This window comes from Sphingopyxis sp. Root154 (assembly GCF_001427105.1).
Taxonomy (GTDB): domain Bacteria; phylum Pseudomonadota; class Alphaproteobacteria; order Sphingomonadales; family Sphingomonadaceae; genus Sphingopyxis.
Window position 1 is genome coordinate 1,788,807 of the sequence record NZ_LMGI01000002.1, and the last position, 10,125, is coordinate 1,798,931.

The 10,125-nt window shown below is 61.7% G+C and carries 6 protein-coding genes; 3 read left to right on the top strand and 3 right to left on the bottom strand.

Annotated features, from left to right (window positions below; all coding sequences use genetic code 11):
• Positions 1-44: 44 nt before the first annotated feature.
• The 3 genes from ASD73_RS14110 to ASD73_RS14120 are packed head-to-tail and all read left to right on the top strand — an operon-like array spanning position 45 to position 4,289.
• The gene (locus ASD73_RS14110; RefSeq protein ID WP_056376088.1) at positions 45-2,450 is read left to right on the top strand and encodes a TonB-dependent receptor; all 2,406 of its coding nucleotides are present in this window, start codon (positions 45-47) and stop codon (positions 2,448-2,450) included.
• A 41-nt stretch (positions 2,451-2,491) separates the two neighbouring features.
• The gene (locus tag ASD73_RS14115; RefSeq protein WP_268800901.1) at positions 2,492-3,646 is read left to right on the top strand and encodes a serine hydrolase domain-containing protein; all 1,155 of its coding nucleotides are present in this window, start codon (positions 2,492-2,494) and stop codon (positions 3,644-3,646) included.
• A 37-nt stretch (positions 3,647-3,683) separates the two neighbouring features.
• Entirely contained in the window at positions 3,684-4,289 is a 606-nt protein-coding gene (locus ASD73_RS14120) for a TetR/AcrR family transcriptional regulator (protein ID WP_162256174.1), read from the top strand.
• 75 nt (positions 4,290-4,364) lie between these two features.
• Here the strand turns inward: ASD73_RS14120 and ASD73_RS14125 are convergent, their stop codons facing one another.
• The 3 genes from ASD73_RS14125 to ASD73_RS14135 form a co-directional block, all read right to left on the bottom strand.
• Positions 4,365-5,255: a hypothetical protein gene (locus tag ASD73_RS14125; RefSeq protein ID WP_056373027.1), complete on the bottom strand. Its 891-nt coding sequence runs from the start codon at positions 5,253-5,255 to the stop codon at positions 4,365-4,367.
• A complete protein-coding gene (locus tag ASD73_RS14130; protein WP_056373028.1) occupies positions 5,252-6,283 on the bottom strand; it encodes a DUF4238 domain-containing protein in 1,032 nt (343 codons plus the stop codon). Before ASD73_RS14130 ends, ASD73_RS14125 begins: the two co-directional genes overlap by 4 nt.
• Before the next feature lie 218 nt (positions 6,284-6,501).
• Entirely contained in the window at positions 6,502-9,927 is a 3,426-nt protein-coding gene (locus tag ASD73_RS14135; RefSeq protein WP_056373029.1) for a P-loop NTPase fold protein, read from the bottom strand.
• Positions 9,928-10,125: the final 198 nt, after the last annotated feature.

A 10,125-nucleotide genomic window follows, 5' to 3' on the forward strand; every position in this document is an offset into this window, starting at 1 on the left:
TTTCCCCAGCGCGCAAATCGCCGGCAAGCTAGAGGGAGTGGACCATGACGGCGCATCGCAGGATTCGGATATTCGGTTTGTTGCTCGGGAGCTCGATGCTGCCCGGCATCGCCATGGCGCAGGACGCGGGCGCCAACGACGCAGCGGCCGACGGCTTCGCCAGCGAGATCATCGTCACCGCACAGAAACGCGAGCAATCGCTGCAGGACGTGCCGATCGTCGTGACCGTCGCCGGCGCACAGCTCCTCCAGGATGCCGGGGTCAAGGACATCAAGGATCTCACCGTCCTCACTCCTGGCCTCATGGTGGTCTCAACGGCAAACGAGACCCAGTCGACGGCGCTCATCCGCGGCGTGGGCACCGCGGGCGGCAACGTCGGGCTCGAAAGTTCGGTGGGCGTGGTGATCGACGGGGTCTACCGCCCGCGCACCGGCGTCGCGCTCGGCGATCTCGGCGAAGCCGAACGGGTCGAGGTTTTGAAAGGTCCGCAAGGAACGCTGTTCGGCAAGAACACCTCGGCGGGCGTGATCAACATCGTCACCAAGAAGCCGAGCTTCGAACCCTTCGCCCGCGGCGAATTCACCATCGGCAATTATGACGAGTTCGGCGGCTCGGTCTCGGTCGGCGGCCCGATCGTCGCCGACCGGCTCGCCTTCAGCCTGTTCGGTGTCCACCGCAAGCGCGACGGTTATTATGACGTAGTCGCCGGCAAGGGGCCGCGCACGCTCGACAACGACTCGGACCGCCATTTCTGGTCGCTGCGCGGCCAGCTTTACTTTACCAACGACGCCGGCTTCGACGCGCGCCTCATCGGCGACATCACACGACGGAACGAAAATTGCTGCGTCGCCGTGCAGCTCGCCAACGGTCCGACAACGGCGATCGTTGACGCTCTCGCCGGTGCCGGAAACGGCGTGCTTTCGCCGGCCGATCCGGAGCAGCGCCTCGCCTTCTCGAACCGCGACACGACGCAGAAGATCCGCGACGGCGGCCTCAGCCTCGAGATGAACTATGACATCGGCGATACGAAGCTGACCTCGATCACCGCCTGGCGCGACTGGCGCTGGGTGACGGGATCGGATTCGGACTATAGCGGCGCCGATATCCTCTACCGCGAAGCCGACGGCGGCACGATGAACCGCTTCCGCCAGTTCAGCCAGGAACTGCGTGCGAGCGGGTCGTCCGGCATGCTCGATTATACCGTTGGCGCCTTCTATGCCCACGAAATCCTCGATAGCCGCGTCGCCCAGCTTTACGGCAGCGACTTCCAGCCCTTCCTCAGCCTGCTCTTTTCGGGCGGCGCCAACCCGGCCTTTCTGAAGCCCATCCTCGATCTCGCGGTACCGGGCACCGGCTCGCGCGACGCCTACAAGCAGAGGGGCGACACCTTCGCTCTCTTCACGAACAACAGCCTCAAATTGACCGACGCGCTCGAACTGACAGTCGGCCTCCGCTACACGATCGACCGCAAGAAAGCCGTCGCGGACTTCGATTCGACCGACGGCGGCGCGCTCTGCAATGCCGGACAAGCGACGGGCTCGGCGGCGATTATCGGGGCGCTCTGCAACCCCTTCTTCAACTCCAACTTTATCGGGCTGACCAACGCGCAGAAGCGCACAGAAAAGGCGCTCAGCGGCACCGCGAAGCTCGCCTATCGCTTCTCGCCCGAGCTCATGACCTATGCGAGCTATTCGCGCGGCTACAAGGCGGGCGGGTTCAACCTCGACCGCGTCGCCTTCCCTTATGCCGCCGGCAATCCGACCTCGCTGCAGCCTGTGCTCGACACGAGCTTCCCGGGCGAGTTCGTCGACAGCTTCGAGCTCGGCTTCAAATCGACGCTCGCCGACCGCCGCCTCTATCTGAACGCCGCTGCCTTCTACCAGGATTATACCGACTATCAGCTCAACGCCTTCAACGGTTTCTTCTTCTCGGTCTTTCCGGTTCCCGAAGTCACCTCCAAGGGTGTCGACGCCGATATTCTCTGGCGACCGAGCAGCGCCTTCACGCTGCAGGGCGGCATCACTTATGCCGACACGCGCTATTCGGAAAAGAACCGCGCGCTACTGTCGCTCACGCCGTCGACGGCGCGCCTGCCTGGCGAGCGCCTCAACCTCGCACCGCTATGGTCGGGTTCCTTGTCGGCAACATACGAGCTGCCGCTTGGCGGCGGCCTGTTGCTGAGATCCAACGCCAATGTCCGTTACAGCTCGTCCTATAATGCAGGCACCGATCTCAACCCGCTGAAAGTCCAGAAAAGCTATGCGGTCATCAATGCCCGTATCGGGATCGGCGACGAGGACAAGAGCTGGGGCGTCGAGCTCTGGGCAAACAATCTCACCAACAAGCTCTATATGCAAAACAGCTTTGACGCACCGTTCCAGTCGGGCAGCATCAACGCTTTCCTGGGATCTCCGCGCACGTATGGCGTCACTGTGAGGGCCGGGTTCTGACCTGCACCTCCTCTCTGAAACTGGCCTCGGTCGCACAAGCGATCGAGGCCGATTTTGTAGAGACCGGCCGCTTTCCCGGCGGTCACCTCCGCATCCTGAAGAGTGGAGACGTCCTTCACGATAGCTGCGTTGGCTGCATGGATATCGAGCGCGGCCGGCGGTGGCAGCCGGACGCGATCATGCGTATTTATTCGATGACCAAGCCGATCGTCTCGACGGCGCTCATGATGCAGATCGAACGTGGCCTCGCGCGTTTCGACCAGCCGGTTTCCGATTTTCTGCCGGGCTGGCTCGATCAGCGCGTCTGGACCGGCGGCAAAGGCGCGGAACTGGCGACGGAACCCGCAGCGCGGCCGGTCACGCTCCATCATCTGCTCACGCACACCGCCGGCCTAACCTATGGCACGAGACTCGCCGCCGTCGGCGGTGCAAAGGTCGAAGATCCCGTAGCCCTACTGTACCCGGTGGGAGATGCTGCGATGGCGCGCGGCCTTCAGGCCTATGCGCAGGCGATCGGGCCGCTCCCTCTTCGCTACCAACCGGGAACGCGCTGGATGTACTCGGTCGCCACCGATATCGTTGGCGCTATTGTGGAGACGCTAGCTGGAAAGCCTCTGGGCGAGCATCTGGCCGAGGCGATATTCTCACCGGTCGGGATGAAAGATACGGGTTTCCATGTCCCGCAGGACAAGGCGCACCGCCTCGCCGCTTGCTATATTGCGGCGCCCGACGAATCGATGCGGCTTGCAGACGATCCGGCGAGCAGCAGCTTGCTCATGCCGCCAATGTTCGAGTCCGGCGGCGGCGGCCTCGTTTCGACCATGGATGACTATTGCCGTTTTGCGGAGTTGCTGCGCAAAGGCGGAGCCCCCCTTCTCGAGGCCGCTACGCTGGCAGCGATGACCGCCAACCAGCTTCCCGGCGACTGCGAACTCAAGACCATCGCGCTTGTCAGCGATCCGAGGCTTCTTCCCGAAGCAACCGGCTTCGGCCTGGGTTTTGCGACGACGCTCGATGCGGAGCGTGCCAGCGTCCCGGCGACGGGGGATTTCTATTGGAGCGGCGCCGCGACGACGATCTGGTGGGTCGACCGGACCCGGGACCTTACTATTCTCTTCATGACCCAGCTTTTGCCGGCGACGGCCTATGGTTTCCAGGAATGGCTCAAGCGGCAGGTTTATGCCGCGCTCGACTGACCCTTCCCTTGCGCGCCGGCTTGCGCCACAAGGCCCCATGCCACGTTCCGCAGCCGCCAAAAGCCAGCCCACCGAAAATCTCGAGAAACCCCAGATGGGTCGTCCGCGATCGGCCGACGTCGACCGGCGCATCGAGAAGGAAACGCTCGACGTCGTTTCCGAGAAGGGCTTTTCGGGGGTCACCGTCAACGAGATCTGCGAACGCGCGGGCATCAGCCGCGCGACCTTCTACCGGCGTTATCCCAGTCCGGCAGAAGCGCTGGCCGCAGCGATCAATTCGGCCTTTGAGTTCCACACGCCGCCGCACTCGGACGATCCGGTCGAATATCTGCTGGAGTTCGCACGCGCGCTCGAACGCTCATACTCGGATCCGCGCATTGCGCCGGCGATCGGCTTCCTGATCGGAGAATATAACGCCAAGCCAGACGTCTACGAGCGGTTGCAGCAGGGGCTGCGCGAGCGCCGCGCCTATGTCCGTGGCGCGCTGGAGGCCGTCGGCACGCTGCCGAAACAGAATAATCTCCCGCTCGATGTTGACGAGGTCCTTGTGATTCTCTCCTCGCTGGCCTGGAACGCCGCCGTCACGAAACGAAGGCTGGAACCAGCCGTCCTGCGAACGGTGATCGCGCGGCTCATAAGCTAGTCGCAAGTGGCCGTTTGCAGACTGACCGTTATTGGACATCCTGTTCAGTAAAGCGGCCGTTGGCACCCGCGCGCCTCACTGATGCATTACGCGGGTGGAGCCTTGCTCGTCTGGTCGCCCTGTGGGGATCCAATCCTCACCGACGTAGGCGCCCCAAAGTCGGAGCAGATGCCTCGCGGCGCGAGAAACTTCCTGCAAATTCTTGTCGCTGCTAAGTACTCCGTTGAAAAAGGTCCCAACGGTCGCCACCTGCAAGTCGATCACGTCATTGACCCGTTTTTTCACCGGCCGGTCTCGCTGGCTACCAGTGCGCACCCATCCCAACGTGTAAAGCAGCACGCAGAGTGAGTAGCGGAAGCTGAACATGCCCATCGCATGGATGACCCTCATCGGCTCCGAGCCACCTTTTTGCTGATTACGGATCATGAAGTCGCGGGTGGTGTGCAGCAAAAGGCCGAATACCTTTTCCATAGTAGAGCCCGGAATTGTCGCGTTCTTCCGCCCTCGCAGTAGTGAAACCTCAGCGCGATCAAAGACCGACACCGCCTCTAGCATCTGCTCTTCCCAATCTTCCACCTCGGCATGAAGCCTCGCAACCACCTGAACAGCATCATTCTCTAACCGTTGCATGATGGCCGCCAGACCGACCGGTTGAGGCACTTGCCGAAGCGATTGAGCGAGACGACGAAGCACAATGGTCTCTTCGTAGTCGATCAGGGCGCCCGTATCATCGGCGCCATGGACCTGATAATCTAGCAGCAGATCGGTCCGTTTCAGCATGAAGCACTGCTCGGGATACAGAAAAACCAGTCGGAGCGAGTCCCGTGACGTGCCGAGGGCGTCTTTCTTTCGCATCTCAGTCAGTGTCCAATCCGACAAGCAAATACTGTGGCTACGAGATGCCCGGAGGAACTGTTCGAGGCCGGGGTGACGCAGCGCGTTCGAGTCAGCGAGCAGTGTGATCATGCTGCGCGATCATCGTCCTTCGCGTCCGCAGCCTCGCGATCTGCGATCATCTCCCGAGCCACTAGGAAAGCTCCGTCCGGATCGACAACAAAGCGATGCGCCTGGAATGCTTGGAGGGAATTGTAGCATCGCACCTGTTCGGGCCCAATATTTACGGGCTCTCCAGCACGGATTGCGTCGATCAGAGGACTCACCACGTCGTGTGCTTTGGCCCCTTCGACAAACTCCTTCATCTGCGCAGGTGTGATCTTTCCCTTCATCAGTGCATCGAGCGCCATGCCCTGGCCCTTGGCGATTTCTTCGTCGCGGCATTTCATGAGCTGCCCGAGGACCGCCGGGCAGTAAGCGCAAAGCATCACCTCGGAGGAAAGCGGTAGGTAAATCTGAATGTAGGGCACGCCGATGCCCAGGCCCCGCATGAAGTGCCGCTCTTCATCGCTATGGAGAACAACGGGGTGATCGCCGAGATAGAAGGTTGATCCTTCGGGCGCGACCATCAGGAAGAACTCCTTGTCGGCGAAGTGCTTTGCATACTCGTCGAGATTGCGCACCTGATGCCGCACGTGTGCCAGCTTCAGCTTTTCTTCGTCCCACTCTTCGATTCCCTGAACCTTTCGGGGATCTAGACCCATCCGCGCGACATGGCCGATAATCTGCTGATTTAGCCGTTCCGGCAATTGCCGCATTTTCTTAGTTCGAATGAATTGAAACGCCATCAGCAGGCAAAGATCGGATAGCTCTTCGGGCGTTCGCAGTAGACGTTTTTCTTTTCTAATACGCTCCACCAGTGGTGCGACATGACTTTCGATTCGGCAGGCAGCCGGTTCAACCGTGCCTAGATATTCTTCGTCGAGCCAAAAGTCGTTGAAGCGACGTTCGCCCATGATGTTGTCAACGGAAGTGGCAAAGTCTTTGTTCTCTATGAGATCGAGGACGCGGACGCGCTCATTTGCCGCCTCTTTCGGATCGCGGCTCAGGAAGCCTCTGAGTATTAACTTCGGCACGTAATGTTGGTGCTGCGCTGCCATGCGTGAAGAATATGAAAGTAGAGTCCAAAAATCCAGACACGCCGCCGCTCCTCAAGGGTCGATCCGCCAATGCGCCTCGATTGGCCGGTTGTGGACTGACGGCTTCACGACGTCGAACAGCAAGATCGGCCTTTTGCTCCTTGGAGACGCGGGCAGGTTCGCGGCATCACCCCAAATCGAACCATATGATTTCGTGCATTTCGAGGTGTATGTTCCAATCAACCGCGCGGCCGCGGCGTTTTGGCAACGCCGAGCTGCGTTCGCAGTGCATCGATCTCCTTCGACATGCCGTCGACCTTTGCGTCGGCGTCGAGCTGCTCAGCCAGAGCCGCGCGTGTCGGCGCCGGCGCCTTCGCGATGACCGGGGCGAGGAAGGCCGAACGTGTGACAAGCCAAGCCCGACCCTCGGCTGATGGAAGAAGGCGCATGACGACATATCGCACAAGCCGGTCCGCTTCCTCGCCAAATGCTCCAAGGTCGAGCATGGCCTGACCACCCGCACTGAGAATGCCGAGCAACCCATCGGCTTCATCGACCGAAAGCAACCGATCGCGAAGGCGGCGGAGCAACATGCTGCGCTGCGCCGGGGTCAGGAATTCACCGAGCGCAAACCATTCGGCGTCGATCCCTGCGAGCGCGACGACCGGCTCGGCCAGAGCTTCGTGCAGCGGCTCGCCGATCTCGATCGCTTCGCCGAAGCTCGATCGGAAGAGGACGGCGAGGCGAGCGGCGGGCCCCCGATCGCGCACTGCGGCTGTCCAACCATGCGCATCGACAGCCATCAGCTGCGCTTCCAACGCCGCCTTCAGCCGGACACGGTCGACCGCATCGGAGCGCGCCAGGATCGACACCACAAGCAGATAGGTGGAGCCGAGATCGAGCTTGCCAAATTCCTGCCAGAATCCCGGTCGTCCTGCGGCATCGCCAATGCTGCGGGCGAGCATCTCCGTACCGACCAGCGCCTCCAGCGCGTCGGCGCGGAGCAGAAGCCAGTCGGTATCGAAACCCTGGCTAGCTCTCTGTTCGATATCGAAGCGCACGGCGGCATCGACCAGTCTCTCGAGCGAGGGAAAGCTTTCGCGAGCATCGAGCAGCCATCCGAGCGGTGACGCGGGAAGATAGCGTGCAAGCGGCTCGCCGAGTTCTTGGGGAAGGCCCGGATGACGCGCGATAATATCGTCCCAGGCTTCGCCGTCGGGGGCACCGAAGTCCTGCTCGCGCAGCAACATGAGCGCTAGGAGCTGGCCCATAGCCGGGACAGCCGCTTGCGCCTTCGCTTCGGCCAGCAGGCGCGCTAGGTTTCCGCCATCGAAAGCGCGCTGGATGAAGCCGGCCCCTCCCGGCGCCACGGCAAAGAGCGAGCCTAGGATTTCAATGGCCGCCATAGAGGAAAAATGCTCGAGCGAGTTTTGCTCGACGATCCCGCAGGCGAAGTCCGCGACGCCGTCCCAGTCGATCTTGCCATTGGCGTTCATCCGGATCGTCTCGGGCGCAGAGAGCGCCTTTACGACAAGAGGGACATCGTCGGCCAGATGTTCGGATTGCAGCGCTTTGGTGATCCATTCCGCGATGGACGCCGCACCGAAATCGCTTCGGATATGCGGCCGTAGCGCGGCCGGGAGGGCCATGATCAACTGGAAGAACTCATTGCCCTCGGTGGGCAGTGCCACCTCGGGCATCGGGCGGCCTTGTGCCTCCGCCGCCCTGGCCAGCGCCTGCATGGCTTCCGAGAATTCGCGCGCGCGTTCGGAATGGACCGGGCTCGCGCCTATCGCATCGTAGAGCTGCGCCGCAGCGCTGGCCAGAAAAGCGTTGCCGCTTGCCGCCTGCGGTGTGAGAGCCGCAAAGACATCCGGAAAATCCGAGCGCCACTGTGCAACAGGCCGCGCCTCCGGCCACATCATTTGCAACTGCCCGAGCGTATCCGCCGCCCAATATTGGTCAGCGACCGGGCTGCGCGACAAAAGCAGCGCCGCATTGGCAATATAGGCACCGTCGAGCGCCTCGCCGCCGACATCGCGCGGCGGAGCGAGCATGAGTTCCTCGGCGACAGCGGGGGCGCCGGGGCTCGTCACGAGCCTGTCGAATTCTTCCTGGTCGAGCGCATGGATTGCGGCCACCAGCGGTTCGCCGAGCGCCGCCTGAAACGCCTTGCCTGGCTCGACGCCATAGTGGATCGCGAGCAATTGGCGTTGCCAGTCGACACCGTGCGCATCAAGATCGGGAAACTCCAGCTTGATGAAGGCGACTGGATCGTGCGCAATGTCGTCGCGATGCGCCGCGAACAGGCTCATCGACAGAAGATGAATTTCGCCGCCCGGCCACTGTACCGCGATCGCGGCGACCATATTCACATATTTCACGAGCTTGCGCGGCGTCATACGGCGCCATGCCCATCCACGCGCGGCGACGTCATCTCCGTCTGGCTTAGCTGCATTCGCCCGCTCGAGGATCTTGGTGGTCCAGTAGATATTCGGATCGCTGGCGAGCGTATCGAGCGCCTCGCGCATCCTTGCGGCCAGAAACTCGCGCCAGTCCGACCGAACCGGCTCGCTCACCTGGAAGGTGATATCGAACGTCTTGTCGATAAACGCATCCGCAAGCTCGCCGGCCTCTTTCTCGTGCGACTTGGCGATCATGCGCTCGATCGCAGCACTGTCGATCGGAACGACGACCGTCGGCGCGCGCAGCCCGTCGGCCTTGAATGCCGCATTGTTGCCGAGGAAGAGGCTTCGGATGGTCCCCCAGAGCAAAATCGCATCATCCTCGCCGAGACGATCGAGATTGTCGACCACGACGACGAGGCGACGTTCCGCCGACTTGCAGGCTGCCAGCAATTCGTTGAATGCCTCGCGGAACTCGATCGCGGTCGGGTCCGGGCTGATCTTGGTCACATTAACGGCATTTTCCACCGAATGATTGGTAAAGAGCGATAGTATCGATTCTTTCCGATGCGGGCTTCGATGGCGGGTCCAGAAAAGCTTGTGCCGGAGGAACCGGCGCCCGTCGCGGACCTTCAAGCTATAGCGCCAGGGGCGCCAGCAGATATAGAAGGCAATCGCCACGAACATGGGAGCCGCGACGCACAATATTGCGAGCAGCAGCACCTTCCAAGCCATGGCTTCGGGTTTTGTGCCAAAGACCTTGTCCACGAGGTCGAAATCGAGCAGCGCAAGGCCGACGGGCACCAAGGCGAGCGACGAAAACAGCCATTTCCCGGTCGGAGAGAGGTGCCGCGTCGTGTCGGTCACCGTCTCCTCCGAACGCCCGGCGAGCTCCGCCAACCGGACATTCCAATGGTCGCGATCGATCACTCCGGGGATTGTCTCGAGATCGGCAATCAGCTCTTCGAGGAAGGCACGGCGCGGCGGATCGTTCTGGTGAAGCCAGGCATCATAGGTAAAGACATGGATGGGGCCTTCGCCGGCCGACGGCTCGAGCTCTTCCCGAATGGCGTGGACGACGGTACTCTTCCCCGTACCCCATCCTCCAAGCAGGCCAACCACATTGATGTTGTCGGCCTCGCGGATCACGCGCGAAACAGCGCCAGCGACACGCGAATGCGATCCGAAGGCGTCCGCCTCGGCCGGTTGATCGGCAAGAAATGAAATCCTGGGCCGCGCGCCCTCACTGTTGTCGGTCATGCCCCTCCCCCTTATGTGCCCACAATCTTCGCTGCGCGGCGATCGACATATAGGGTCAGACTGGCGATTGATAAAGGCGATGTCGCGCGCAGCGCCTTTCAGCCCTCAAAAAAACGCTTCCGAAACGGAGCAATCAGGAACTGGTACAGAATTTCGGATGCCAGCCAGTGGGTTTTTGCAGTCCTAGTGCACCCCAGC